General features: G+C 72.3%; 24 protein-coding genes. 11 read left to right on the forward strand and 13 right to left on the reverse strand.

The window, feature by feature from the left end; genetic code table 11:
- The 3 genes from AB0M80_RS00960 to AB0M80_RS00970 are packed head-to-tail and all read left to right on the forward strand — an operon-like array spanning position 1 to position 1,087.
- Entirely contained in the window at positions 1-495 is a 495-nt protein-coding gene (locus AB0M80_RS00960) for a hypothetical protein (RefSeq protein WP_364557034.1), read from the forward strand.
- The gene (locus tag AB0M80_RS00965; RefSeq protein WP_364557037.1) at positions 492-857 is read left to right on the forward strand and encodes a GntR family transcriptional regulator; all 366 of its coding nucleotides are present in this window, start codon (positions 492-494) and stop codon (positions 855-857) included. Before AB0M80_RS00960 ends, AB0M80_RS00965 begins: the two co-directional genes overlap by 4 nt.
- Before the next feature lie 2 nt (positions 858-859).
- Complete coding sequence (locus AB0M80_RS00970; protein ID WP_364557040.1) at positions 860-1,087, forward strand: hypothetical protein; 228 nt, start codon at positions 860-862, stop codon at positions 1,085-1,087.
- A 19-nt stretch (positions 1,088-1,106) separates the two neighbouring features.
- Here the strand turns inward: AB0M80_RS00970 and AB0M80_RS00975 are convergent, their stop codons facing one another.
- Both AB0M80_RS00975 and AB0M80_RS00980 read right to left on the reverse strand, forming a co-directional pair.
- On the reverse strand, positions 1,107-2,003 hold the full coding sequence (locus AB0M80_RS00975; RefSeq protein ID WP_364557043.1) for a DNA-3-methyladenine glycosylase 2 family protein: 897 nt from the start codon (positions 2,001-2,003) through the stop codon (positions 1,107-1,109).
- 3 nt (positions 2,004-2,006) lie between these two features.
- The gene (locus AB0M80_RS00980; protein WP_364557046.1) at positions 2,007-3,095 is read right to left on the reverse strand and encodes an NDP-sugar synthase; all 1,089 of its coding nucleotides are present in this window, start codon (positions 3,093-3,095) and stop codon (positions 2,007-2,009) included.
- A gap of 141 nt (positions 3,096-3,236) precedes the next feature.
- Between AB0M80_RS00980 and AB0M80_RS00985 the strand changes: the two genes are divergently transcribed.
- The gene (locus AB0M80_RS00985; protein ID WP_364557049.1) at positions 3,237-3,695 is read left to right on the forward strand and encodes a hypothetical protein; all 459 of its coding nucleotides are present in this window, start codon (positions 3,237-3,239) and stop codon (positions 3,693-3,695) included.
- On the opposite strand, the gene AB0M80_RS00990 is transcribed toward AB0M80_RS00985, so the two are convergent.
- The 3 genes from AB0M80_RS00990 to AB0M80_RS01000 form a co-directional block, all read right to left on the reverse strand.
- The gene (locus AB0M80_RS00990; RefSeq protein ID WP_364557051.1) at positions 3,692-4,552 is read right to left on the reverse strand and encodes a glycosyltransferase family 2 protein; all 861 of its coding nucleotides are present in this window, start codon (positions 4,550-4,552) and stop codon (positions 3,692-3,694) included. The two genes, AB0M80_RS00985 and AB0M80_RS00990, sit on opposite strands and share 4 nt — an antisense overlap.
- A 67-nt stretch (positions 4,553-4,619) precedes the next feature.
- Positions 4,620-5,750 (reverse strand): glycosyltransferase family 1 protein, encoded by a 1,131-nt coding sequence (locus AB0M80_RS00995; RefSeq protein ID WP_364558519.1) that lies wholly within the window; start codon positions 5,748-5,750, stop codon positions 4,620-4,622.
- A 105-nt stretch (positions 5,751-5,855) separates the two neighbouring features.
- A complete protein-coding gene (locus AB0M80_RS01000) occupies positions 5,856-6,932 on the reverse strand; it encodes a glycosyltransferase family 1 protein (RefSeq protein ID WP_364557054.1) in 1,077 nt (358 codons plus the stop codon).
- Positions 6,933-6,941: 9 nt separating this feature from the next.
- Between AB0M80_RS01000 and AB0M80_RS01005 the strand changes: the two genes are divergently transcribed.
- Genes AB0M80_RS01005 through AB0M80_RS01015 form a run of 3 tightly spaced genes read left to right on the forward strand, consistent with a single transcriptional unit; the run spans position 6,942 to position 11,489 of the window.
- Entirely contained in the window at positions 6,942-7,877 is a 936-nt protein-coding gene (locus tag AB0M80_RS01005) for a glycosyltransferase family 2 protein (RefSeq protein WP_364557056.1), read from the forward strand.
- A 32-nt stretch (positions 7,878-7,909) separates the two neighbouring features.
- Positions 7,910-10,411, forward strand: a complete 2,502-nt coding sequence (locus tag AB0M80_RS01010; protein WP_364557058.1) for a glycosyltransferase — start codon at positions 7,910-7,912, stop codon at positions 10,409-10,411.
- On the forward strand, positions 10,404-11,489 hold the full coding sequence (locus AB0M80_RS01015; RefSeq protein ID WP_364557060.1) for a glycosyltransferase family 1 protein: 1,086 nt from the start codon (positions 10,404-10,406) through the stop codon (positions 11,487-11,489). Before AB0M80_RS01010 ends, AB0M80_RS01015 begins: the two co-directional genes overlap by 8 nt.
- Before the next feature lie 24 nt (positions 11,490-11,513).
- On the opposite strand, the gene rfbD is transcribed toward AB0M80_RS01015, so the two are convergent.
- On the reverse strand, positions 11,514-12,419 hold the full coding sequence (rfbD, locus tag AB0M80_RS01020) for a dTDP-4-dehydrorhamnose reductase (RefSeq protein ID WP_364557062.1): 906 nt from the start codon (positions 12,417-12,419) through the stop codon (positions 11,514-11,516).
- Between the two features lie 5 nt (positions 12,420-12,424).
- Positions 12,425-13,414 carry a dTDP-glucose 4,6-dehydratase gene (rfbB, locus tag AB0M80_RS01025; protein ID WP_364557064.1) on the reverse strand — a complete coding sequence of 330 codons (990 nt, stop codon included), beginning with the start codon at positions 13,412-13,414 and terminating at the stop codon, positions 12,425-12,427.
- Positions 13,415-13,552: 138 nt separating this feature from the next.
- On the opposite strand from rfbB, the gene AB0M80_RS01030 reads away from it, so the two are divergent.
- Positions 13,553-15,091 carry an LCP family protein gene (locus AB0M80_RS01030; RefSeq protein ID WP_364557066.1) on the forward strand — a complete coding sequence of 513 codons (1,539 nt, stop codon included), beginning with the start codon at positions 13,553-13,555 and terminating at the stop codon, positions 15,089-15,091.
- Positions 15,092-15,314: 223 nt separating this feature from the next.
- The gene (locus AB0M80_RS01035; RefSeq protein ID WP_364557069.1) at positions 15,315-16,460 is read left to right on the forward strand and encodes an LCP family protein; all 1,146 of its coding nucleotides are present in this window, start codon (positions 15,315-15,317) and stop codon (positions 16,458-16,460) included.
- Between the two features lie 34 nt (positions 16,461-16,494).
- Here the strand turns inward: AB0M80_RS01035 and AB0M80_RS01040 are convergent, their stop codons facing one another.
- The gene (locus AB0M80_RS01040) at positions 16,495-17,331 is read right to left on the reverse strand and encodes an NAD(P)H-binding protein (protein ID WP_364557072.1); all 837 of its coding nucleotides are present in this window, start codon (positions 17,329-17,331) and stop codon (positions 16,495-16,497) included.
- A 106-nt stretch (positions 17,332-17,437) separates the two neighbouring features.
- Here AB0M80_RS01040 and AB0M80_RS01045 point away from each other — a divergent pair, with 106 nt between their 5' ends.
- A complete protein-coding gene (locus AB0M80_RS01045; RefSeq protein WP_364557075.1) occupies positions 17,438-18,151 on the forward strand; it encodes a TIGR03089 family protein in 714 nt (237 codons plus the stop codon).
- Between the two features lie 61 nt (positions 18,152-18,212).
- On the opposite strand, the gene AB0M80_RS01050 is transcribed toward AB0M80_RS01045, so the two are convergent.
- The 5 genes from AB0M80_RS01050 to AB0M80_RS01070 all read right to left on the reverse strand — a co-directional run bounded on the left by AB0M80_RS01050 (position 18,213) and on the right by AB0M80_RS01070 (position 22,575).
- Positions 18,213-18,653, reverse strand: a complete 441-nt coding sequence (locus tag AB0M80_RS01050) for a DoxX family protein (RefSeq protein ID WP_364557078.1) — start codon at positions 18,651-18,653, stop codon at positions 18,213-18,215.
- Positions 18,654-18,765: 112 nt separating this feature from the next.
- On the reverse strand, positions 18,766-19,581 hold the full coding sequence (locus AB0M80_RS01055; RefSeq protein WP_364557080.1) for a DUF1206 domain-containing protein: 816 nt from the start codon (positions 19,579-19,581) through the stop codon (positions 18,766-18,768).
- Positions 19,582-19,703: 122 nt separating this feature from the next.
- Positions 19,704-20,129, reverse strand: coding sequence for a hypothetical protein (locus AB0M80_RS01060; protein WP_364557083.1), 426 nt, complete (start codon positions 20,127-20,129; stop codon positions 19,704-19,706).
- Positions 20,130-20,197: 68 nt separating this feature from the next.
- Positions 20,198-21,127 carry an alpha/beta fold hydrolase gene (locus tag AB0M80_RS01065; protein WP_364557086.1) on the reverse strand — a complete coding sequence of 310 codons (930 nt, stop codon included), beginning with the start codon at positions 21,125-21,127 and terminating at the stop codon, positions 20,198-20,200.
- 290 nt (positions 21,128-21,417) lie between these two features.
- Positions 21,418-22,575 (reverse strand): acyl-CoA dehydrogenase family protein, encoded by a 1,158-nt coding sequence (locus tag AB0M80_RS01070; RefSeq protein ID WP_364557089.1) that lies wholly within the window; start codon positions 22,573-22,575, stop codon positions 21,418-21,420.
- Positions 22,576-22,681: 106 nt separating this feature from the next.
- Here AB0M80_RS01070 and AB0M80_RS01075 point away from each other — a divergent pair, with 106 nt between their 5' ends.
- Positions 22,682-24,355, forward strand: a complete 1,674-nt coding sequence (locus AB0M80_RS01075; RefSeq protein ID WP_364557092.1) for an AMP-binding protein — start codon at positions 22,682-22,684, stop codon at positions 24,353-24,355.
- Positions 24,356-24,400 lie beyond the last annotated feature (45 nt).

Below are 24,400 nucleotides of genomic sequence, written 5' to 3' on the forward strand. Positions count from 1 at the left end.
ATGGCTACGCAGTTCCCCGAGCGGGTGCATTACCACTCCGGCGGTGGCGGCGGCGACGGGGTGTTCGGTTACATCGTCGTCGGTTTGCTGATCCTGGCGATCATCGTGTTCGTGATCGTGGTGGCGGTGCGGGTGGCGAAGATGCGCCGCGAAGAGGCGATGAAGAACGGCGGGCAGTTCCCGCCGAACCCGGGTTTCCCGCCGCCGCCCCAGCAGGGCTTCGGGCCGGGAAACCCGCCACAGCAAGGTTTCGCTCCTGCGCAGCAAGGGTTCCCGCCTGCGCAGCCGGGGTTTGCGCCTGCACAGCAGGGGTTCCCGCCTGCGCAGCCGGGGTTTGCGCCTGCACAGCAGGGGTTCCCGCCGTCGCAGCCGATGCCGCAGCAGCCCGGCTATCCGCCGTCGCAGCCGATGCCGCAGCAGCAGTACGCGCCGCAGGGCCCGTACCCGGGGCAGCAGCCGATGCCGGGCCCGGGAGCGGGTCCGCAGAGCTGGTGATCGTCCCCTTCGACAGCAGCTCACCGGTCCCGCCGTTCGAGCAGGTCCGGTCCGGGCTCGCGGCGCGGATCAACGACCGGAGCCTGGCCGTGGGCACGAAGCTGCCCACGGTCCGCCGGCTCGCGGCCGACCTGGGCATCGCCCCGAACACGGTGGCGAGGGCGTACCGCGAGCTCGAGGAGGCGGGACTGATCGAGACCCGCGGCCGCGCGGGCAGCTTCGTCGCGGCGGCGGGCGACCAGAGCCGCCGCCGCGCCCAGCAGGCCGCGGCCGAGTACGCGAAGACCACCCGTAAGCTCGGCCTCGACGACGCCGAAGCGCTGTCGATCGTCCGCGCCGCGCTCGACGAGGGGGAGAGCTGACCGTGTTGAGTGTGCTGTCGCTCCTGATCATCCTGCTGTTCCTCGCGGGCATCGCCGCGGTCGTGCTGATCGTCGTCAAGGCGAGCAAGCCGAAGCAGCCGCCGTACCCGCCGCAGTACCCGGGCTACCCGCAGCAGCCCGGATACCCGCCGCCGCCCCCAGGCTTCCCGGGCCAGCAGCCGCCGTACCCGCCCCCGCCCCCGCCGGGCGGCTATCCCCCGCAGCAGTAACCCCAAGCCGCGGCAGCCCTCACATCGCGCGGTAGTCGCGCAGCTCGATCCGCGGCCCGAACCGTGGCCGCGTGTGCCCGGCCGCCTCGAGGTACCGCACCGCCCGCTGCCGCTGCGGCGCGTACGGCGCCAGCACCTCCGCCATCCCCGCGTCGTCGAGTTTCGTGCCCAGCAGGGCGCTCCCGACCATCGACGGGATGTTGTAGTCGCCGAAGCTCACCGCGTCCGGGTCACCCCACGCGCGCTGGGCGATCTCCGCCGCCGTCCACACGCCGATGCCGGGGACCTGGCGCAGCCAGTGCCGTCCCTCGAGCCCGCGCAGCTCGACCGCCCGCTCCAGGTGGTGCGCCACGCGAGCCGCGTTGACCAGGGCCGTGCGGCGCTTGATGTCGACGCCCGCGCGGTGCCAGTGCCAGTCCGGCAGGGCCCGCAGGGCCGCCGGCGTCGGCGGCACGCGCAGCCGCTCGGGCCCCGGTCCCGGCGGGCGCGAGCCGAACCGCCGGCACAGCTCGGCCCACGACCGGATCGCTTCCTTGCCGGTCACCTTCTGCTCCAGCACGGCGAGCACCAGCCAGTCCCACACCACCCCGGTCGCCCCGAGCCGCAGTCCCGGGTTGGCCCGGCGAGCCCGCGCGACGACGTCGTGGTGCGCGACGAAGCCGGAGTCGTCGTCGTTCGCGCCGAGCAGCGCCGGGACGCCGCTGAGCAGCCGGTCGGCCCCGTCCCCCCAGGCCGCCGCCTCGATGCGGCCGTCCGGAAGACGGCGCAGCGCCAGCGTTCCGGGGCCGTCCGGGGTGTTCGACGCGAGCCAGGTGATGCCGCGCTCGTCGGTGAGGATGTTGAGCGACCCGCGGCCGCGCTTCAGCGGACCCAGGACCCGGCCCAGGTCGACCTCGAACGCGGGACGCCAGAACATCGGCTACGCGTCGCTCGAGAAGCGGATGGATCCGTCGGGCAGGACGACGTCCGGCCAGACGCGGGCGCCTTCCAGGAGCTCACACCCGGCCCCGACGGACACGCCGTCGCCCAGCACCACGCCGCGCAGCACCGCGCCGGCGCCGACGCGGGCGCCGTGCCCGAGCACCGAACGCTCGACGATCGCGCCCTCGGAGACGGCCGCGCCGTCGAACAGCACCGAGCCGTCGATCTTCGCGCCCGAGCCGACCACGGCGGCGACGCCGATCGTCGAACCGCCGCTCAGCTGGGCGTCCTCGGCCACCGACGCGCCGTCGAGCACCAGGAAGTCGCCGGGGCGGCCGGGCAGCGCCGACGTCGGCGCCAGGCCCCGCACGAGGTCGGCCGATCCGCGCACGAACGCTTCCGGCGTGCCGACGTCCAGCCAGTAGGACGCATCGATGAACCCCTGGATGTGCGCGCCCTGCTCCAGCAGCTGCGGGAACGTCTCGCGCTCGACCGACACCCGCCGCCCGGTCGGGATGGCCTCGATCACCGGGCGGCGGAAGACGTAGCAGCCGGCGTTGATCTGGTCGGTGGGCGGGTTCGGTGTCTTCTCGAGGAACGCCTGCACGCGCCCGGTCTCGTCGGTCGGCACCGACCCGAACCGGCTCGGGTCCGGCACGCGCTGCAGGTGCAGCGTGACGTCGGCGCCGGATTCGCGGTGCACCCGCAGCTGCTCACCGAGGTCCGCGCCGGAGAGGATGTCGCCGTTGAAGACGATCACCTGCTCGGCGCGCAGCTTGTCGTAGACGTTCCGGATGGCGCCCGCCGTGTCGAGCGGCTCCTCCTCGACCACGTACTCGAGCTCGAGGCCGATCGACCGGCCGTCGCCGAAGTACTCCTCGAAGACCTCCGCCCGGTAGCTCGTGCCCAGCACGACGTGCCGGATGCCGGCCTCGCGGATGCGGGAGAACAGGTGACTCAGGTACGGCGTCCCGGCTGTCGGGAGCATCGGCTTCGGCGCCGAAAGGGTGAGCGGGCGCAGCCGGGTGCCCTTGCCCCCGACCAGCACGACGGCGTCGACGGTGTCGCTTTCGACCTCGGACGTCACGGAAATCTCCTCTTGTATCACGCACCGCTGAGCGACAAGCCGCGGGAAACCCTGACGGAGGTCGCCCGGAGGGCCTACCCTAGACAGGAAACAGGCGGGCCTTTCCCCAGAGGGCCCCGGGTCAGTCGGGAGGCCGAGGGGATGGACCCCCGCGATCGGGCGGACGCCCTGCTCGCACGAGCCCAAGCGCGCGGTGTGTTCGTCGTGACACCCGACAGCGCGACGTCACCGATGGACTCGTCGAACACCCAGCAGATCCCGCGAGCGCAGATCGACGGGCTCGACCGCAGCCGCGACCCCGACACGACCACGCAGCTGCCGGCGTCGCTGATCGAGGAGAACGACCACCCGCTGGCCGGCTCGGCGCCGACCCGGCGGATGGAGGTTCAGGGCGGCCGCCGCCCGCAGCAGACCACGCCGCTGAGCACGCCCGCGCCGACGACGCCGATGTCGATGCCGACCCCGCTGTCCCGCCGTCCCCAGGCCGAGCCGGTCACGAGCCCGCTGAAGGAGCCCGGCCCGGAGGACACCGGCCTGGTGCCGACGGTGACGCAGAACATGGGCAAGTCCGACCTGTCGCGCCGGCTCGACGGGATCTAGCGGGTTTCCAGCTTCAGCCGCAGCGCGAGGCCGAGCTTCACGGCGGCCAGCACCGGCTTCCAGGCGAGCCCCTGGTGGCGGTCGGCGAGGTAGCGGTAGGCGCTGGCGTGGTGGGCCGCGAGCATCTTCTTCGACGCCTGCGACGTCGAGTGCCCGCCTTCGTGCGTGACCCGCGAGGACGGCGCGTAGACGTTCAGCCAGCCCGCCTTCGCCAGCCGGTCGCCGAGGTCGACGTCCTCGAAGTACATGAAGTACCGCGTGTCGAAGCCGCCGACGGAGTCGAACGCCTCCCGGCGGAACAGCTGGCACGAGCCGGACAGCCAGCCCGAGACGCGCTCGACCGGCGTGCCGCTCTCCTGCCGGTACTGCTTGGTCCAGGGGTTGCCGGGCCAGACCTTCGCGAAGACGGCGTGCCCGATCCCGCGCCCGAAGGACGGCAGCAGCCGCGCCGAGGGGTAGACGGTGCCGTCGAGATCGTGGATCAGCGGCCCGAAGGCACCCCCGCGCGGCCACCGCCGGGTGACCTCGAGCAGCGCATCGAGCGACCCGGGCTCCCATTCGAGGTCCGGGTTGACGACGACGACCCAGCCGTAGGAGTCGTCGAGCTCGGCGACGCCCCGGTTGGCGGCGGTCCCGTAGCCGACGTTCTCCCCGATGCTGAGCAGCTGGACGTTCTTCCGGTTGGCGGTGGCCCGCTCGAGGGCACCCTCGACGGACGCGTTGTCCGCGACGACCACCTTGACCTCGCGTTCGGTGGCCTTCTCGAGGGTGTCGAGGAACCGCTCGATGGTGTCCTCGGAGAAGTAGGTCACGGTCACGACGCCGACATCGTCGCCATAGCGGGATTGCTCAGTCACCCGGCCATTGTCCACGCGTCACCGAGGGTGAACCGGGTGCCCCGGTCCAGCAGCACGGAGGAAGGTGTCAGCGGGTGCGGAGGTGGCGGGACCAGGCTTTGGCGTACGCCTCCCGGTGCCGTTCCGCCGTCGTGGCCCACGAGAACTCCTTCGCGCGCTGCTGCGCCGCCGTCGCCAGCTCCGCCCGCCGCCCCGGGTCGTCCAGCAGCTCACCGAGCGCCGCCGCGACGTCGCCCGCGCCCACGCCGCAGTACGCCACCGCGTCGCCGCCCACCTCCGGCAACGACAGCCTGCGCGTGGTCAGCACGCATGCGCCGCAGGCCATCGCCTCCAGCACCGGCAGCCCGAACCCCTCGCCCAACGACGGGTACGCCACCAGCTCCGCCCCGCCCAGAAACCCCGCCAGCGTGCCGAACGGCAGGTAGCCCGCCCGGATGACGCGCAGCCGGTGCGGGACCGCGTCCAGCGCCCGCTCCACCTGCGTGTCCCAGCCCGGCTGACCGGCCAGCACCAGCGCCGGCGCGTCCGGGCGGCCGGCCACCGCGCGGGCGAAGCCGCGGATCAGCGCCGGCACGTTCTTGCGCGGCTCCAGCGCACCCAGGAAAGCCACGTACGGCGTCCGCCCCAGGCCGACAGCCGCGCGAGCGGCCGCCACTTCCGCAGGGGACGGCGGGTGGAACCGTTCCGTGTCGACACCGTGGTGAATGACTTCCAAGGAAGCGTGCCGCACCGGGCCGACGCGGGCCAGCTCCGTGGCCGTCGCCGCCGAGGGCACCACGCACAGCGTCGCCCGGCGCAAGGCCGTCGCGGTCCACGCGCGGAAGAAACGGGCCTTCACCGACGAGTGCAGCACGGCGTCGGTGAAGAACGTCGCGTCGTGCAGCGTGACCACCGACGCGGCCGACGTCGCGAGCGGCATCGTGTAGTGCGGCGAGTGGACGACGTCCGCGCCGAGGCGGCGCGCCAGCCGCGGCAGGGTCGCCTGTTCCCAGGTCAGCCGGGCGGTGCGGGTGGTCGTCGCCGGCGAAGCGGGCACGACCCGCGAACGCGGCGCCAGCCGGTCGTAGAGCTGCAGGTCGCGGGGCTGGCAGACGACGGTGATCCGCGCCCCGTCCGCGTCGAGGGCGGCGACGAGCGAATCCACGTACCGGCCCACGCCGCCGCGGTCCGCGGGAACCGCGGTCGCGTCGATCAGCACCCGGGGGTCATCGCTCACCCCTGCAGAGTACGGCGGGGCCCTCCCGCCATGGTGAGGAACTGGCAAACCGGGCAGGTGAGGCTGGTGCGGCCCCCGAAACGAGCCTCAGTCGTGCACCCGCCGGTGGATCGCCCAGACGGCCTCCGCGGCGCGACGCCAGGTGAACGCCTTGGCCCGCTCCCGCCCCGACCGGACCAGCTTCGCCGCCACCGACGGCGACCCCAGTACCTCGCGCAGCGCCGTCGCCAGCGCGGCCGCGTCACCGCGGGGCACCACGACGCCGGCGCCGCCCGCCACCTCGGCGAGCGCCGGGACGTCGGTGTGCACCACCGGGACGCCGGCCGCCATCGCCTCCAGCAGGCCCAGCCCGAACCCCTCGGCGAGGCTCGGGACGGCCAGCACGCCCGCCCGGCGCAGCGCGGTCGCCAGCTCGGCGTCCGTCACCTTCCCCAGCACCCGCAGCCGGTCCGCCGGCAGGCCGCGCTCGGCCGCGAGCGCCACCGGGTCGACGCCGCCCCAGCCCGGCTGCCCGGCCAGCACGAGCGCCGTGCCTTCGAGGGCCGCGACCGCGTCGACCAGCACGTCGATGCCCTTGCGCGGCTCGATGGTGCCGACGGCCAGCACGTACCGGTCCGGCAGGTCCAGCTCGGCCGAGCCCGACGGCACCCGCACGCCGTGCGGCACCACGCGCACCGGCACGTCGACGTCGATGAGCACCGCCAGCTCGTCGGCGACCGCCCGGGTGGGCACGACCAGCCCGGACGCCCGCCGCGCGGCCCGCGCGATCATCGACCGGTGCCAGCTCACCCCGCGCGCGGTCAGGGTCTCGGGGTGGGTCCACGGCACGGTGTCGTGCACGGTCACGCTCAGCGTCCGCCCGGCCGGGGCGCGCGGCGGCGCGAAGGGCGTCGGCGCGTGCACCGCGTCGCCGCCCGGCCACCAGCGCAGGCCCAGCTGCCACAAGGCGACCAGCGCCCGCGGCGGGATGCGCAGCACCCGGGGGCCCTCGACGCCCTCCAGCCGAGCCGCGTCCACCTCGGCGTGCCGCGCGACGACGCTGGACACCGTCCAGCCCGGTGGCGCGGTCCGCGCGAGCGCGGGGAGCAGCTCGGCCGTGTAGCGCCCGGTGCCACCGGGCACGGGCGCGAGGAGCTGCTCGGCGAGCACGACCAGTTCGGGCACGCGGCTATTGTGCGGGACGTGACCGCGAATCCCGCCACCACGGTGGTAGTCGTGACCTGGCGGGGCGCCGGGCACATCACGGCCTGCCTCGACGCGCTCGCCGCGCAGACGCGTCCACATCGGACGCTCGTGGTCGACAACGCCTCCGACGACGGCACCGCCGCCCTGCTCGCAGCTCATCCGTCGCGCCCGCGAGTCCTCCGCCTCCCGCGCAACACCGGCTACGCGGGCGCCCTCGCCGTCGCCGTGAACCAGGTCGGGACCCCGCTCATGGCGTGGCTGAACGACGACGCCGAACCCACGCCGGATTGGCTCGCGACGCTGGAGGACACCCTCGAAAAGGCGCCGCCGGCCGCCGCGGCGACCTCGCTGCTCGTGCTCCCCGGCGGCACCACGCAGTCCGCCGGCGTCCGGTTGACCGCCGACGGCCACGGCGCCGACGTCACCGAGCCCGCCGGCGAAGTGTTCGGCTTCTGCGGCGGCGCGGCCCTGCTGCGCGTCGGCGCCCTGCGCGACGTCGGCGGCGTCCCGGCCGGGTTCTTCTGTTATTACGAAGACACCGACACGGCGTGGCGGCTGCGGCTGGCCGGGTGGGACGTCGTCGCGGTGCCGGACGCCCGCGTCCGGCACGCCCACGGCGTCAGCAGCAAACCGGGCTCGCCGCTGTTCCACCGCTGGAACGAGCGCAACCGGCTGCTCATGCTGCTGCGCTGCGCGCCCCGCGGCGTCGCGGTGAACCAGCTGGTCCGATTCGCCGTGTTGACGGCGGTGCTGCCGCTGCGTCCCGGGCGGCCGGAGGCGGCGAACTTCCGCTTCGGCCTGCGCTGCCGGGTCCTGGCCGAGGTGGCCGCGCGGCTACCGGCGACGTTGCTCGCCCGTCGCAAGATCAGCCGTCGCGCGGCGCTCGGCCGAGGCGCGGTCTGGGAAGCATGGGCAGGCCTTTAAGCTTGCTGGCATTCCGACGACAGGAGCTGGCTTTGGCGCAGGGGGATCCGCAACCGCTCGTCTCGGTGATCGTGGTCAACTACCGCGGCGCCGACGACACGATCACCTGTCTGCGCGCGCTCGCCGAGCACGACTACCCCGAGCTCGAGCTGATCTGCGTCGACAACTCCGACGAAGCCGCGCGCATCCGCGAGGCCGTTCCCCAGGCCCAGGTCGTCGAGGCCGGGCGCAACACCGGCTTCGCGGGCGGCTGCAACCTCGGCGCGAAGCACGCGAAGGGCACCGTCCTCGCCTTCCTCAACAACGACGCCCGCCCGGCGCCCGGCTGGGTCGCCGCCGCCGTCGCCGAGCTGCGCGCGCAGCCCCGCGTCGCCGCGGTGGCCAGCAAGGTCCTCGACTGGGACGGCACCGGCGCCGACTTCGTCGACGGCGGGCTGACCTGGTTCGGCATGGGCTACAAGCGCCACGCGGGCTCGCCGCTGGCCGACGTCCCGGCCGCCGAGCACGAGGTCGCCAAAGACGTCCTGTTCGGCACCGGCTCCGCGATGTTCGTCCGGGCGGGCGTGTTCGCCGAGCTCGGCGGCTTCGACGAGCGGTTCTTCATGTTCTACGAGGACGTCGACCTCGGCTGGCGGCTCAACCTCCGCGGCTGGCGCGTCCGGTACGTCCCCGGGTCGCTGACCTACCACCGCCACCACGCCACGATGGCGTCGGTCGACGCCCCCGAAACCGGCCGCGAGACCTTCCTGCTGGAGCGCAACGCCCTGGCCGCGCTCTACAAGAACCTCTCCGACGAGACCCTGGCCCGCGCACTGCCCGCGGCGCTCGCACTGGCCGTGCGCCGCGCCACCGCCCGCGGCGAGCTGGACGCGACCCAGCTGGACCTGGAGCAGGGTGTCGGCCCGATCGAATCCGGCGACGTCGCGATCCCCCGCACCACGCTCGCCGGGCTGCTGGCGATCGACCAGTTCGTCGAGCTGCTCCCCTCGCTGGCCGCGTCCCGCGCGGTCGAACAGGCCGCCCGCGTCCGCACCGACGCCGACCTGCTTCCGTTGCTGCGCAAGGCGTTGGAGCCCGCCTACCCGCTGCCGCGCTACCTGGCCGCGCACGACATCCTCGTCGAGGCGTTCGGCATCGAAAAGGCCTTCGGGCAGCGCCGGCGGATTCTGGTGCTCACCGGGGACGCCCTCACCGAGCGGATGGCGGGTCCGGCGATCCGCGCCTGGAACATCGCCCTCGCGCTCGCCGCCGAGCACGACGTCCACCTCGTCACCACCAACCCGCTCGCGACGCCGCCGCCCGCGCCGTTCCGGGTCAGCGCGGGCAAGCACCGCGAGCTGGACGCGCCGATCGCCTGGGCCGACGTCGTCGTCCTGCAGGGTCACGTGCTGGAACTGGCGCCGTCGCTGAAGAAGCAGCACAGCAGCAAGATCGTCGTCGCCGACCTGTACGACCCGATGCACCTCGAACTGCTGGAGCAGGGCAAGGGCGTCGCCGACGACAAGCGCGCGGCCGACCTCGCCGGCGTCACGAAGGTGCTCGACGCGCAGCTCGAACGGGGCGACTTCTTCCTCTGCGCGTCCGAGCGGCAGCGGCACTTCTGGCTGGGTCACCTCGCCGCGATGGGCCGGCTTTCGCCGCGCCTCTACGACGCGGACCCGACGACGCAGTCGCTGCTCGCGGTCGTCCCCTTCGGCCTGCCGCCGGAGCCGCCGGTGCGCACGGGGCCGGGCCTGCGGTCGTCGCTGGGCATCGGCGGCACCGACCACGTCGTGCTGTGGGCGGGCGGGGTGTACAGCTGGTTCGACCCGTTGACGCTGGTCCGCGCGATCGACCGGCTGCGCCGCAACCGCGGCGACGTCCGGCTCGTGTTCCTCGGTATGAAGCACCCGAACCCCGAGGTCGCCGAGATGGACATCGGCGCGCGGACGATCCGGCTGGCCGACTCGCTGGGCCTGACCGGCAAGCACGTCTACTTCAACGAGCAGTGGGTGCCCTACCACGAGCGCCAGAACTGGCTGCTCGACGCGAACTGCGGCGTCACGACGCACTACGAGCACGTCGAGACGACGTTCGCGTTCCGCACCCGCGTCCTCGACTACCTGTGGGCCGGGCTGCCGATCGTCACCACCGACGGCGACTCGTTCGCCGACCTGGTCCGGGCGGAGCGGCTCGGCGTGGTGGTCCCGGCGGAGGACCCCGGCGCACTGGCGGACGCGCTCGAAAAGGCGTTGTACGACGAGGAGTTCGCCGCGGGCTGCGTCGAGCGGCTCGCCGTCGTCGCCCAGCGGTTCGCGTGGCCCGAAGCGCTGAAGCCGCTGGTGGAGTTCTGCCGCGACCCGCGTCCGGCCGCCGACCGGCTGCCCGGATCGGCGGACCTGGTGAAGACGCCGTCGGTGCGCGGCCGGGCGATGCTGCGCCGGGACGTGGACCTGATCCGCGAGTACCTCGACGCGGGCGGGCCCGGCGAGCTCGCGCGGCGCGTCGGCGGCCGGGCACTCAAGGTCGCGAAGCAACGGCTCCGCCGTGGCTAGGTCTCTCCGGGTTCTCCTCGACGGCACTCCCCTCCTCGGCGCGCGCACCGGCATCGGCCGGTACACGGCCGCGCTGAGCGAAGAACTGGTGTCGATCCCGGAGGTCGACACGCGCGCGGTGGCGTTCACCCTGCGCGGCTGGCGACGGCTGCGGCACGTGCTCCCGTACGGCGCACGGGCTCGCGGGATGCCGGTGGCGGCGCGGCTGCTGCGGATGGCGTGGCTGCGTTCGGACTTCCCGCCGGTGGAGCTGTTCGCCGGCCCGACCGACGTCGTGCACGGCACCAACTTCGTGCTGCCGGGCCGGTTGCGGGCGGCCGGCGTGGTGACGATCCACGATCTGGCCTTTTTGGACAATCCCGAGGAGCTCGCCCCGAGCGACCGCGACCTCCCGGCGCTGGTCCGCCGCGGCGCGCGCCGGGCGAACGTCATCTGCACCCCGACGGCGGCGGTGGCGGACGCGGTGGCGACCCGCCTGGACGTCTCCCGCGACAAGATCGTCGTGACCCCGCTGGGCGTGAACCCGGCGTGGTTCACCGCGCGACCGCCGGACGACGAGCGACGCGCCCGGCTGGGGCTGCCCGACCGGTACCTGCTGTTCGCGGGCGCGGCGGGCCCCCGCAAGGGCCTGGACTGGCTGACCCGCACCCACGAGGCGGCGCCGGACCTGCCGGACCTGGTGTTCGCGGGCCCGGGCCCGTTCCCCCGCTCGTCGCGGACGAGCCAGACGGGCTACTTGTCCGACGTGGACCTCCGGACGGTGGTGGCCGGGGCGTCGGCGCTGGTGCTGCCCTCGCGCGACGAGGGGTTCGGGCTGCCGGTGCTGGAGGCGATGGCGTCGGACGTCCCGGTGGTGTGCACGGACATCCCGGCTCTGCGCGAGGTGGCGGGCGAGTGCGCGAGCCTGGTCCCGTACGGCGACGTGGACGGCTTGGCGGAGGCCCTGCGCACGGCGGTGACGGACCCGCACGCGGTGGCGACGTCGGCGTCCAGGCGCGCCCACGCGGCGAACTTCACCTGGCGCACGTGCGCGGAACTCACGGTAGGCGCGTACCGCCTCGCCTCCGGCCGCCACTGACCCCACCAGCCGTGAATGCCACCTTCACGGACTTGCCTGCTCAGCCGCGAAGTAGGCGTCGAGGGCTTCTTCCCACGACCGCAGCGGGGTCAGCCAGGCTTCGCGCCACGAAGCCGGGGACAGCACCGAGTACGCCGGACGGGCCGCCGGGCGGGGGAACTCCGCCGTCGTGCACGGCTTGACCCGCTCCGGGTCCGCGCCCAGGTGCGAGAAGATCGCCTTCGCGAAGCCGCACCAGGTCACCGAACCCGCGTTCGTGCAGTGCAGGATCCGCCGCTCCGGACCGTCACCGGCGGCGACGCGGAAAGCCAGCTCGAGAAGACCCGCGGCCAGGTCGGCCGTCCAGGTAGGACCGCCGATCTGATCGTCCACAACGGACAGTTCGGGTCGGGTGGACTCCAAGTGGGCCATGGTCTTCACGAAGTTCGACCCGGACTTGCCGTACAGCCACGCGGTCCGCACCACCCAGGAAGACGCGCCGGACCCGAGCACCGCGTCCTCCCCCGCCGCCTTCGTGCGGCCGTACGCCGAACGCGGCCCGAGTTCGTCGGACGGCTCGTAGGGCGCGGAAGCGTCGCCCGGGAACACGTAGTCCGTCGACACGTGGATCAGCGGCACCCGCCGGGCCGCGCAGGCCGCCGCGAGCACGCGCGGGCCGTCGGCGTTCACCGCGAACGCGCGTTCCTCGTCCTCCTCGGCCTTGTCCACCGCCGTGTACGCCGCCGCGTTGATGACGACCGGCGCCGAACCCGTCTCCCGCGCCCGATCGGCCAACGCGCCGACCGCGGCGAGGACCTGCCCGGTCAAAGTCACGTCCAGCTCGGCGGACCCCGGGGCGACGACGTCCACCGAAGGGGACGCCAACGCGGCGAGATCCCGGCCGAGCTGCCCGGAACCCCCGGGCACGAGCACCGTCAGCCGCACAGGCACTTCCTCTACTTCCGGAGCGCGGTTCGCTCGGCCAGCGGTTCCCACCACGCGCGATTGTCCGTGTACCAGGCCACTGTCGCGGCCAGACCGTCCTCGAAGGACACGCGCGGAGCGTACCCCAGCTCCTTGTTGATCTTCGTGATGTCCACCGAGTACCGGCGGTCGTGGCCCTTGCGGTCCTCGACCGGCTCGACGCTGTCCCAGCCCGCGCCGACCGCCTCGAGCAGCTTCTCCGTCAGCTCGCGGTTGGTGAGCTCGGTGCCGCCGCCGATGTTGTAGATCTCGCCCGGCCGGCCCGCCTCGGCGACCAGCTGGATGCCGAAGCAGTGGTCGTCCACGTGCAGCCAGTCACGGACGTTGAGCCCGTCGCCGTAGAGGGGCACCTTCCGCCCGTCGAGCAGGTGCGTGACGAACAGCGGGATGACCTTTTCCGGGAACTGGTACGGACCGTAGTTGTTGGAGCACCGGGTGATGCACACCGGCAGCCCGTGGGTGCGGAAGAACGACCGCGCCACCAGGTCCGACGACGCCTTCGACGCCGAGTACGGCGAGTTCGGCTCCAGCACGTTGTCCTCGGTCCACGAACCGTGCTCGATCGAGCCGTACACCTCGTCGGTGGACACGTGCACGAACTTGCCGACGCCGGCTTCCAGGGCCGACTGCAGCAGGTTCTGCGTGCCGAGCACGTTCGTCAGCACGAAGTCGGCGGCGCCGAGGATCGAGCGGTCCACATGCGACTCGGCGGCGAAGTGCACGACCAGGTCCACGCCGGTCATCACCTCGGCGACCAGGGCGGTGTCGCAGATGTCACCGCGCACGAACCGCAACCGCGGGTCGGCGGCGACCGGGGCCAGGTTGGCCTCGTTGCCCGCGTAGGTGAGTTTGTCCAGCACGACCACCTCGGCGTCGCGCAGCGCCGGGTAGGCGCCGGTCAGCACCTGCCGGACGTAGTGCGACCCGATGAAGCCGGCACCACCGGTGACCAGGACCCGCATCTTCCCGCCTTTCCCTCGCGCCCCGGGTGGGGCAATCCGCCCCCAGCCTACGGAGGTCCCACAACACCCTCAGTAGAGTCTGTGGTGGAGACACACAGGTGTCCTGGGGGAAGCACGGGGTCACAGGGGAGGAAGCGCGTGACCGATCAGGCTGCGCCGACCATCCCGGCACGCCGGAGGCAAGACACCGGCCACGGTGCCGCGGTCCTCGCCCGCCGCGGCGGCAAGGCCGTGGTTTCCCTGCTGTCGGTGGCCGTCCTGGCCCTGACCTGGTACGGCTGGCACTACATCGGCGACCCGAACACCGGTCTGACGACCACGAACGTCTTCGCCGACACCGAGGCGCACGCCAAGCCGCTCGACGGCGCGATCGACATCCTCCTGGTCGGCCAGGACAGCCGCACCGACGCGCAGGGCAACCCGCTGCCCCGCGAGGTGCTGGACATGCTGCACGCCGGCGTTTCCGACGGCGAACTGAACACCGACACGATGATCCTCGTGCACATCCCTCAGAACGGGAAGCGCGCGACCGCGATCTCGTTCCCCCGCGACTCCTGGGTGGAGCTGACCGGCGGCTTCGGCAAGCACAAGCTCAACAGCGCGTTCGTCTACGCGTACACGGACACTTACAAAGCGTTGCAGCGCCAGGGCATGACCGACCTCAAGGAGGCCGACGCGCAGGCGAAGGTGGCCGGGCGGAAGAACCTCATCGCCACGCTCGAGAAGTTCATCGGCAAGCCGGGCATGATCGACCGCTACGCCGAGGTCAACCTGGCGAGCTTCTACGAGATCACGAAGTCGATCGGCGGCATCGAGGTGTGCCTCAAGGCGCCGGTCAAGGAGAAGCGGTCCGGCGTGGACCTGCCGGCCGGCCGGCAGACGATCGAAGGCGTGCAGGCGCTCGCGTTCGTCCGCCAGCGCTACGACCTGGAGGGCGCCGACCTCGGCCGGATCGCCCGCCAGCAGGCGTTCCTCTCGGGGCTGGCCCGCAAGGTCATCTCATCCGACGTGCTGACCAGCCCGGGGAAGATCGCCGACCTGGTGACCGCGGTGAAGAAGTCCGTCGTGGTTTCGCAGGGCTGGGACCTGATGGAGTTCGCCGAGCAGATGCGCGGGCTGACCGGTGGCAACATCGAGTTCCGCACGATCCCGACCCTGGGCAACGCGAAGATCGGCGGCGCCGACGTGCTGCGCGTCGACCCGGCCCAGGTGGCGGCGGAGGTGGCGCGGCTGACGGCGGACGGTGACACCCCGGCGGCCCCGACGTCGACGCAGCTGCCCGGCGCGAAGGCCGTCACGGTCGAGCTGTTCGACGGCTCGGGCTCGCCCGCCGTGGCCGGCCAGACGCACACGATGCTGCAGGGCAAGGGCTTCACGCTGGCCGCCGACCAGCGGCTGAGCACCCGCAACACCACCGTGGTCCGGTACAACCCGGCCGACGACACCGCGCTGGGCCTGGTCAAGCAGGCGCTGGGCACCACCGTCCAGGCCGAGCCGGACCGGGACGTCCCCGCGGGGCACGTGCGCGTGCTGCTCGGCAAGGACTTCCGGAACTCGGCCGCCGGCCCGGGTGGCGCGCCGACGTCCACGGCCGCGAAGCCGCCGGCCGCCACGACCGCGGTCCCCGCCCCCGCCGCGCCGCCGATCACGGCGGGCGACGTCCCCTGCGTCAACTAGACTGGGTACGCAGGGTGTTCGGGGGAGGAAGGCCAGCGTGGCAGAAGACCAGGAAGAACCGGATAAGACCGCCGATCCGGTGACGGAGAGCGACGCCCCCCACTCCGGGGGCTCCGGGGGGTCCGGGTGGCGAAGCCCCCGGCCCGGGGCGAAGCCCCGGACGACACAGAAGCCGTCGCCGTTTCCGCGGCAGGCGCCGTCGCGCGCGCGACGGGCGGGGCGGGTGACGCGCCGGGTGGCGATCGGCCTGGTGTCCCTGCTCGCGCTCGGCGCCAGCGGGTACGCCTACGTCACGAAGGACCAGCTGCAGAGCACGGTCCCGACGACCGACGCGCTCACCCCGCGGGCCGGGGAGCCCGCGCCGCCGCCGGCGGACGACGGCGCGGAGGACATCCTGCTCGTCGGCAGCGACGCGCGGACGGACGCGCAGGGCAACGCGCTGCCGGCGCGGATGCTGCGGCAGCTGCGCACCGAAGCCAACAACGGCGCGGTGAACACCGACACGATGATCCTGCTGCGGGTGCCGAAGAACGGCGGCAAGCCGTCGGCGGTCTCGATCCCGCGCGACACGTGGACGGCCATCCCCGGCCGGGGCCAGGCGAAGATCAACTCGGCGTACGGCATCGCGAAGGCGCACTTCGCGCAGGCGCTGCGCGGGCAGGGCGAGCGCGACCAGGCGAAGGTCGAACGCGACTCCGACACCGAGGGCCGCCGGGTGCTGGTGCAGGCGGTGCAGGACCTGACGCAGGTGCGGATCGACCACTACGCCGAAATCAACCTGCTGGGCTTCTACCTGATGACCGAGGCGCTCGGCGGCGTCAAGGTGTGCCTCAACCACGCGACCGAGGACAAGGACTCGGGAGCGAACTTCCGCCGCGGCGAGCAGACGGTCTCGGGCGGCGAGGCGCTGTCGTTCGTCCGGCAGCGCAAGAACCTGCCGCGCGGCGACCTGGACCGGATCGTGCGGCAGCAGGCGTTCCTGTCGTCGGCGCTGCACCAGGTGCTCTCGGCGGGCACGCTGACCAGCCCGGGCACCATGACCGGCCTGATGGACGCGGTGCACCGCTCGTTGACCCTGGACCCGGGCCTCGACCTGCTGCAGTTCGCGCAACAGGCGAAGGGGATCGCCTCCGGCGACCTGGCGTTCGCGACGATCCCGGTGGTCACGGCGAACGGCCGGAGCGAGGACGGCCAGAGCATCGTGCAGATCGACCTGAAGGCGGTCCGCGAGTTCGTGGCGGGCTTGGCGGGCCGGACGGCCGCGCCTTCGTCCCCCCAGGCCCCGGCGGGCGGCGGCTCGGGCAGCGGTGCCGCCCCCGGCGCGGCACCGCTGCTCCGAGACACGCCCGGAGTTCCCTGCGTCAACTGACCCAGGCGGCACTTTCACATGAGCGCCGTCTTCGTCAGGCGAAGTCGGCGCGGTGCTCCTCCGCCCACTGCCGGAACGTCCGCGGCGCCTTCCCGGTCACCTCGCGCACCACGTCCGTCACCACCGACGGCTCCCGCGTCGTCCGCTCCATCGCGCGCAGGATCTCCGGCGGCACCTCGGGCGGCCAGCCCAGCGCGGTCATCCGCTCGGCCGCCTGCTCCGGCGTCAGCTCCTCGACCCGCAGCGGCCGGCCCAGGACCTCCGCCAGCACCGCCGCCTGCTCCCGGAAGCTGATCGGCTCCGGCCCGCTCAGCTGCAGTGCCTCCCCCGCGTGCGAGCCGTCCACCAGGATCTTCGCCGCGACGTCGCCGATGTCGCGCTCGTGGATCGCGCCGACCCGCGAGTCCGGGTACGGCGTGCGGACCACACCTTCGGCGACGTCCGCGCGCCAGCCCAGGGTATTCGTCGCGAACGAGCCCGGGTTGAGGAGCGTCTCCGCGAACGGCGCCGCGATCAGCGCCTCCTCCACCACCCGGTGCAGGCGCGCGATGCGGCTCTGCGCCGACTGCGGCTCGAGCGTCGCGCCGGACGACAGCAACACGACGTGGCGCACGCCGGCCGCTTCGGCCGCCTTCACGAAACCGTCGATGCCTTGCGGGCGCACGTAGAGGAAGGCCGCGGAAACGCCGTCGAGCGCAGGCTCCAGCGTCGCGGGGTCTTCCAGGTCCGCGCTCACCTTCGCGACGCCGTCCGGAACGTCGAGCGCAGCGGCGTCACGGCTCGACGCGCGGACGTCCTGACCTGCGGCGAGGAGCGCGTCGAGCACCGCGCGCCCGACGTGCCCGCTCGCCCCGGTGACGAGAATGGTCATGGTGGCCCCCAGCCCTAGATTAATTTGCTTTCAAAGCAAACGTACTGAGGCCGGGGTTCCGGTGTCAACCGGCACAGCACGTGGTCCGCGCTTTAGCCTTGTCCACATGAGCCTGACCGACGAGCTGCTGCGCCCGCTGCTGCTGGCCTCGCCCGCCAAACCGTTGATCACCCACTACGACGACCAGCTGGGCAGCCGCGTCGAGCTGTCCGTGGCGACGACCGCCAACTGGGCGGCGAAAACGGCCAACTGGCTGACCGAGGAGTTCGACATCGAGCCGGGCGACGCCGTGGCGGTGCAGCTCCCGGCGCACTGGCAGACCGTCGGCGTGCTGCTCGGGGCGTGGTGGTGCGGGGCGCGCGTGGTGACCGAGGGCACCGGCGCGCGGGTGGCGTTCGTCGGGCCGGACGACCCGGAACCGACCGGCGCGGCGGCCACCGCCGTCGTGACGCTGGACCCGATGGGCCGCGGCCTCGACGAGCCGCCGGGCGGCGGCGCGTTCGACTACCTGACCGACGCGCGCCTCGCGGGCGACCAGTACAGCCCGCTCTTCCCGGTCCCCGGCACCACGGCGGCCCTGTTCGAGTCCACTGTGGACGAGGTGCTGGCCGAAGCCAGGGCCCGCGCGGCGAAACTCGGCCTCACCCCGGCCGACCGGGTGCTGTCCACCCGGGACTGGAGCGAACCGGAGGGCATCCTCGACGGCCTGCTCGTCCCCCTCGCCGCGGGCGCACACCTGGTCCACGTGAGCAACGCGGACCCGGCGAAACTGGCCGCCCGCCGCGACGCGGAACGCACCACGGCGGACCTCCCGGCCTGAAGCCGTGAATGCCACCTTGAGGGACTCAACGTCCCTCGAGGTGGCATTCACGGACTTGGGCTCAGGCGTTCTGCAGCTCGCCGACCTCGGCGTCGCGGCGGGCGCGCTTGCGCCCCCACAGCAGGTGGTCGAGCGAGAGCCGGCCGCCGTTGAAGCCGAGGGCGAGGCCGGCGAGCGCCAGCACCAGGACCAGCTCGTAGCCGCCCCGGCCGGTCAGGCCGTTGTCGATGTGCACCGAAAGCAGCGCGCCGACCGAGATCACGACGTAGCCGACGCCGACGAGCGGCAGCAGGAACCCGACGATGAACGCGATCGAGCCGAGGATTTCGACGGCCATCGCGAAGATCGCGGCGACCGTGGGCAGCGGGATACCCGACATCTCGAAGAACTTGGCCGTGCCGTCGATGCCGTTGTTCCACTTCTGGAGCCCGTGCGCGAGGAAGACGACCGCGACGCCGATCCTCCCCAGCAACAGGGCCACGTCCTTGAATCGTCCGAACATCCGGTTCAGCTCCCAGGTAGGTGAAATTTCAACTGACCCGACCCAAAGTAGGGCACCGGGCACCCGACCCGAAGCTCCGGAGCGTGATCGACAGGAAACCGACAGGGGCCGCTCAGCGCTTGTGCGCCCAAGCGGCGGCGAAGCTGTAGACGCCGAACGCGGCCAGGCCCAGCGCCACCACGGTCAGCAGAACGGTGCCGAAGGGCTGGGCGGCGAGCGTCTTGAGCGCGGCGTCCAGGCCGCCCGCCTTGTGCGCGTCGGCGTTGAACCCGGCGATGGCCAGCAGGATGGCGACCACGGTGAACACGACGGCCTTGGCGAGGTACCCGGTGGTGCCCAGCCAGCCGACCCAGCGGCGCGACCGGCCGGGCAGCTCGGAAGCGTTGAGGTCTTCGAGGAACTTCTGCTTCACGCCCTTGACCCCGGCGGCGATCGCCACGCCCAGGATGGCCGCCGCGGCGATGACCACCAGGACCGGCCCGGCCGGCAGCGACAGCAGCTTGCCGGTGGCCTCCTGCTGCTTCTGGCTACTGGACCCGCCGCTGCTGCTGCCGGCGGCGAGCCGGAAGGCGGTGAAGCCCAGCACGATGACGACGACACCGCGGGCGGCGGCGCCGAGCCGCTTGCGCGTCCGCTTCCCGCCGCTGACCCAGTCGTAGCCGGTGGCGGCCATCAGGAACTGCCACAGCCCGAAGAGGACCAGCCCGATGGCGACGATCCAGAGCAGGATCTGCCCGAACGCCGTCGAGCCGATCTGCTCCAGGGCCCCCTTCTGGTCCGCCTGCTCACTGCCGCCGAAGGCAACCTGCAGGGCAAGGTAGGCCAGGACGAGGTGCACGACGCCGTAGCACGCCATGCCGACCCGGCCGAGCAGTTGTGCGGTGTTGCTCTTCTCGCCTCTTTCGGCGGTGGCCTCTGTCCGGTTCATGCCTTCTGAGTACCCAGCCCGACTCATGATCGGCTGGGCCAAGTGGGGCAACGTCGTTGCGGCGTTGGGGTGATCCCGGCCGGATGCGCGACCGGCCGCCTACCCACCGTCGCAAGTGGACATCACGCGCGGCGGCGCCGCACCTCGCCCAGGCCGGCCCAGCCGCCGTTGACCGCGAGCAGCGTCAGCACCTGCTCCGCCTGCTCGGCGAACCGCGCGAGGTCGTCGTGCAGCAGGGCCGCGCGCTCGCCGTCGAGCTGGTCGAAGTCGTCGAACCACAGCGAGATCGCCGAACCCGCGGTGACGGCGAGCCCCTGCGTCAGGCTCAGGAAACCGGGCGACGGCTCGTCGGCGGCCGCTCGATAGGCCGTCTCGATCTCATCGCACGCGGCGAGCAGATCCCGCAGCTGGCGGACGGCGCCGGCCGGGGTCCCGTCCCAGGCGGCCGTCGGCCAGGCGCGGTCGGACAGCTCGAGCCACAGCCGCCAGCCGGCGACCAGCTCGGCTTCGTCGTGGGGCGTCCAGGACGCCGGAACCGGCCAGTACATGCTTCGAGAGTGACACCGCCGGAGCGGAAATCCGCCCCGGCGGTGCGTTATCTCTCATGTGGCGAATTTCAGCTGATCACCGGCGGCACCGGCACGCAGGGCGGCGTCTTCGCGTGGGCGGGATCGAGCGCGTTGAGCACGAGCCCTTCGGCGACGGGGTCGTAGGTGATGCCGAGGTGGTCGGTGAAGTCCAGCACGCAGACGTTCTGCAGCAGGATGTTCTTGACGTTCGGCGCCGCCTCGAGGAAGGCGCTGCTGTACGGCGTCACGACGTCGTCGTAGCGGGTCTGGATGACGGTGTACTGGATGCCGGGCACGGTTTCGCCACCGTCGTTGAGGTCGGTGAGGAAGTCCGAGCCGACGGCCTGCTCGTTGCACGCCTGGCAGACGGTCCCGAGCGTGGCGGGGACACCCGGGATCATTTCGAGGGTGCTCAGCAGGCCGAAGAGGTCGGTGCCGTGGTTGGACGGCGACAGCCCGACGAGCCGGCTGATCTTGTCCGCGCCCCCGAGGTACTTGATCCAGTACCGGACGTTCATCCCGCCCTGCGAGTGCCCGACGACATCGAGTTTCGACGCCCCGGTGGCCCGCAGGATCTTGTCCCCGAAGGCGGCAAGCGCTTTCGCGGTATCGGCGACGGGCCCGACGGTCTGCAGGAAGGAGCCGGGCGCCCCGCCGAAGTTGCCGGCGAAGACGCAGTAACCGGCGTTGGCCAGCTTCCGGGAGAGGTTGGCCCAGTTTTCGTAGGCGTTCGCGGTGGTCCCGTTGGAGAGCAGGACGGGGTTGGGGTGCTGTGCGCTGGGCGTGCAGTTCCAGTCGTTCGCCCCGGGCGGCGCAATGGTGGGCGCACCGAGCGAGTAGAGGGCCGCGGTGAGGATGTTGGGCTGCACCGGCCCGGTGGGTTCCGTCTCGGCCGCTCGGGCCGTCCCCGCCCCCACCAAGACCGCCACCACCGCGGCAGCCGCCGCCCCCAGCCACCTGCGCGTCATTGCGCCCATCCGTTTCACCTCTCTGTGAACCGATGGTGATCCACGTCACCGAGAGGTTTAACGCGCGGGTAGGTTGCGAAGACAATCCCCCTAGTGGGTCATTTTCTACCGCCGCTGGGCTGGCTGTGCCAGCCCCTGAGCTGGGTCACCGAGACCCGCAGCCACACCTCCTCCCTGCACCCCGATACGAAGCCCAAAACACGGCCGGCGGCACCGGGTCAAGGCACGCTTTCCCGCCTTGACGCGGTACCGCCGGCCGTAGTCACAATCAGGCTTCGGGGTGCCGGAAACCGAACGAACTACCCCTTCAGCAGGGCCCGGGCCATGACGACCTTCTGGATCTGGTTGGTGCCTTCGTAGATCTGCGTGATCTTCGCGTCCCGCATCATCCGTTCCACCGGGAAGTCGCGGGTGTACCCAGCCCCACCGAAGAGCTGAACAGCGTCGGTCGTGACCTCCATCGCAATGTCGGACGCGTACGCCTTCGCGGCCGAGGCCATGAAGCCCGCCCGCTTGTCCCCACGCTCGGAAGCCGCCGCCGAGGCATAGACGAGGTGACGAGCGGCCTCGATCTTCGTGCCCATGTCGGCCAGCATGAACTGGACGCCCTGGAACTCGGCGATCGACTTGCCGAACTGCTTGCGGTCCTTCACGTACGCCACCGCCGCGTCCAGAGCACCCTGGGCGATACCCAGCGCCTGAGCACCGATGGTCGGCCGGGTGTGGTCCAGCGTGCGCAGCGCCGTCTTCAAGCCGGTACCCGGCTCTCCGATGATCCGGTCCGCCGGGATCGTGCAGTTCTCGAAGTAGATCTCCCGCGTCGGCGAACCCTTGATGCCGAGCTTCTTCTCCTTCGGGCCCACCGAGAAGCCCGGGTCGTCCTTGTGCACGACGAACGCCGAGATCCCGTTGGCCTTCTTCTCCGCCTCCGGATCGGTCACGGCCATCACCGTGTACCAGGACGATTCACCCGCGTTGGTGATCCACGCCTTGGTGCCGTTGAGCACCCAGTGGTCCCCGTCAAGCCGGGCGCGTGTGCGCATCGACGCGGTGTCCGATCCCGCCTCGCGCTCCGACAGCGCGTACGACGCCGAAGCCTCGCCCGACGCGATCGACGGCAGCACCAGCTTCTTCAGGTCCTCCGAAGCCGACAGGATGATCGGCTGGGTGCCCAGCTTGTTCACCGCCGGGATCAGCGACGCCGACGCGTCGACCCGGGCGACCTCTTCGATGACGATGCAGGCGCCGACGGCGTCCGCGCCCTGGCCGTCGTACTCCTCGCCGATGTGGACGGCGTTGAAGCCGGACTTGACCAGCGCGTTGTACGCCTCGATCGGGTAGCGCTCGTTCTCGTCGACCTCGGCCGCGTACGGCGCGATCTCCTTCTCGGCCAGAGCCCGGACCGCGGCCCGCAGCTCCTCGTGCTCCTCGGCAAGCTGGTACAGGCCGTCGGTCACTTCCGGTCACCTTCTCTGCAACGTCGGGAGGGGTTCGGTCGATGTTAGCGCTCGTTCACCTGGGTCGTCCTTGTGGCGTTGACCGCACAATTCGTATGGTCGAGTGATGCCGATCACCGCGCCGACGACGCCGCCCGGTCTGCCCGCTTCCCTCGACTACCCCGAAGTCCCGGTCGGTTCGATCCTGGCGGCCGGAGCCGCGCGCTGGGGCGACCGGACCGCCTTCGCCCACGACGGCCACAGCATCACCTTCACGGAGACCTACCGCGCCGCGTGCCGGTTCGCCAACGCGCTGCGCGAACGCGGCATCGGCCGCGGCGACGTCGTGGCGCTGCACCTGCCGAACTGCCTGGCCTTCCCGGTCGCCTACTACGGCACGCTGCTGGCCGGGGCCACGTTCAGCCCGGCGAACCCGCTGCTCCCGCCGGACGACCTCGCCTTCCAGCTCACCGACTGCGAGGCCGCCGCCGTGGTGACGTTCGGCCCGGTCGCCGGGGCACTGGCGAGCGTCGCCGACCGCATCCCGGCGCGGTTCACCGTGGTCGTGCAGCCCACCGGTGACCTGCCCGAAGGTGCTGTCGACTTCGAGGCGTTCGGCGCGGAGCAGCCGGAGACGCGCCCCGCGGTCGAGTTCGCGCTGCACGAAGACCTCGCCCACCTCGCCTACACCGGCGGCACCACCGGCCGGTCCAAGGGCGTGCGGCTTTCCCACCGCAACGTCGTGGTCAACACCCTCCAGCACGCCTGCTGGGGCGCCGGCTCGGTCCCGGCGCTCGACGCGCGCGGCGACGTCACGCTCGATCAGATCGGCAGCGAAGCCGAGTGGCCGACGCGCTTGGGCGCCGGCGTCGCGATCAACCTGACGCCGTGGTTCCACGCGATGGGCATCATCGGCGGCCTCAACGCGGCGGTGCTCGCCGGGACCACGATCGTCCTGCACACGCGCTTCGACCCGGCGGCGTACGTCGCCGACGCCGAACGGCTCCGCGTCACCGGCATCGGCGGCGCCCCGGCGCTGTTCGCCGCCCTGCTCGCGACGCCGTCGTTCCACACCGCCGACCTCTCGTCGGTGCGCTCGATCGGCTCGGGCGCGGCGCCGATGAACCACGCGATGATCAACGCGCTGCGCTCCCGGTTCCCGGGCGTGGTGGTCACCGAGGGCTACGGCCTCACCGAGGCGACGATGGGTGCGGTGATCTCACCGACGTACCGTTCGGGCACGCGCAAGGTCGGCTCGGTGGGCCTGCCGATCTTCGACACGGAGGTCAAGATCGTCCCGGCCGAGGGTGGCGAAGACCCGTTGCCGGCGGGCGAGAAGGGTGAGGTCTGCCTGCGGGGGCCGCAGATCATGCTCGGCTACCGCAACCGTCCGGAGGAGACGGCGGCCGCATTGGTCGGTGGCTGGCTGCACACGGGTGACATCGGCATCCTCGACGCGGACGGCTATCTGTCCATAGTGGATCGCAAGAAGGACATGCTGTTGTACAAGGGGTACAACGTCTTCCCGCGCGAGCTGGAGGAACTGCTCATCACCATGCCGGGCGTCGCGGCGGCGGCGGTGGTCGGCCGCCCCGACCCCGAGGTCGGCGAGCTCCCGGTGGCCTTCGTCGTGCCGCGCGGCTCGCTGGACGCCGATGAGCTCATGGTCGCGGTCAACGAGAAGGTGCTGCCGTACAAGCGGTTGCGGGAGATCCACGTGGTCGAGCAGATCCCGGTGTCCGCCGCGGGGAAGGTGCTGAAGCGGCAGCTGCGGGCCCAGCTGATCGGCGAGCTGGACTAGCCCGTCGCCCTTCCCCAACGGCAAGAGGGCCCTCGAGCCGCCGGC

The sequence above is a fragment of the Amycolatopsis sp. NPDC051045 genome (assembly GCF_040682955.1).
Classification (GTDB): domain Bacteria; phylum Actinomycetota; class Actinomycetes; order Mycobacteriales; family Pseudonocardiaceae; genus Amycolatopsis.

Coding starts and splice junctions, on each gene's coding strand:
- AB0M80_RS00975 (WP_364557043.1), bottom strand. CDS start 2,003: ATGTTCTGGCGTCCCGCGTTCGAGGTCGACCTGGGCCGGGTCCTGGGT.
- AB0M80_RS01065 (WP_364557086.1), bottom strand. CDS start 21,127: ATGGGCGCAATGACGCGCAGGTGGCTGGGGGCGGCGGCTGCCGCGGTG.
- AB0M80_RS00960 (WP_364557034.1), top strand. CDS start 1: ATGGCTACGCAGTTCCCCGAGCGGGTGCATTACCACTCCGGCGGTGGC.
- AB0M80_RS01055 (WP_364557080.1), bottom strand. CDS start 19,581: ATGAACCGGACAGAGGCCACCGCCGAAAGAGGCGAGAAGAGCAACACC.
- AB0M80_RS01045 (WP_364557075.1), top strand. CDS start 17,438: ATGAGCCTGACCGACGAGCTGCTGCGCCCGCTGCTGCTGGCCTCGCCC.
- AB0M80_RS01040 (WP_364557072.1), bottom strand. CDS start 17,331: ATGACCATTCTCGTCACCGGGGCGAGCGGGCACGTCGGGCGCGCGGTG.
- rfbB (WP_364557064.1), bottom strand. CDS start 13,414: ATGCGGGTCCTGGTCACCGGTGGTGCCGGCTTCATCGGGTCGCACTAC.
- AB0M80_RS01060 (WP_364557083.1), bottom strand. CDS start 20,129: ATGTACTGGCCGGTTCCGGCGTCCTGGACGCCCCACGACGAAGCCGAG.
- AB0M80_RS01050 (WP_364557078.1), bottom strand. CDS start 18,653: ATGTTCGGACGATTCAAGGACGTGGCCCTGTTGCTGGGGAGGATCGGC.
- AB0M80_RS01075 (WP_364557092.1), top strand. CDS start 22,682: ATGCCGATCACCGCGCCGACGACGCCGCCCGGTCTGCCCGCTTCCCTC.
- AB0M80_RS00985 (WP_364557049.1), top strand. CDS start 3,237: ATGGACCCCCGCGATCGGGCGGACGCCCTGCTCGCACGAGCCCAAGCG.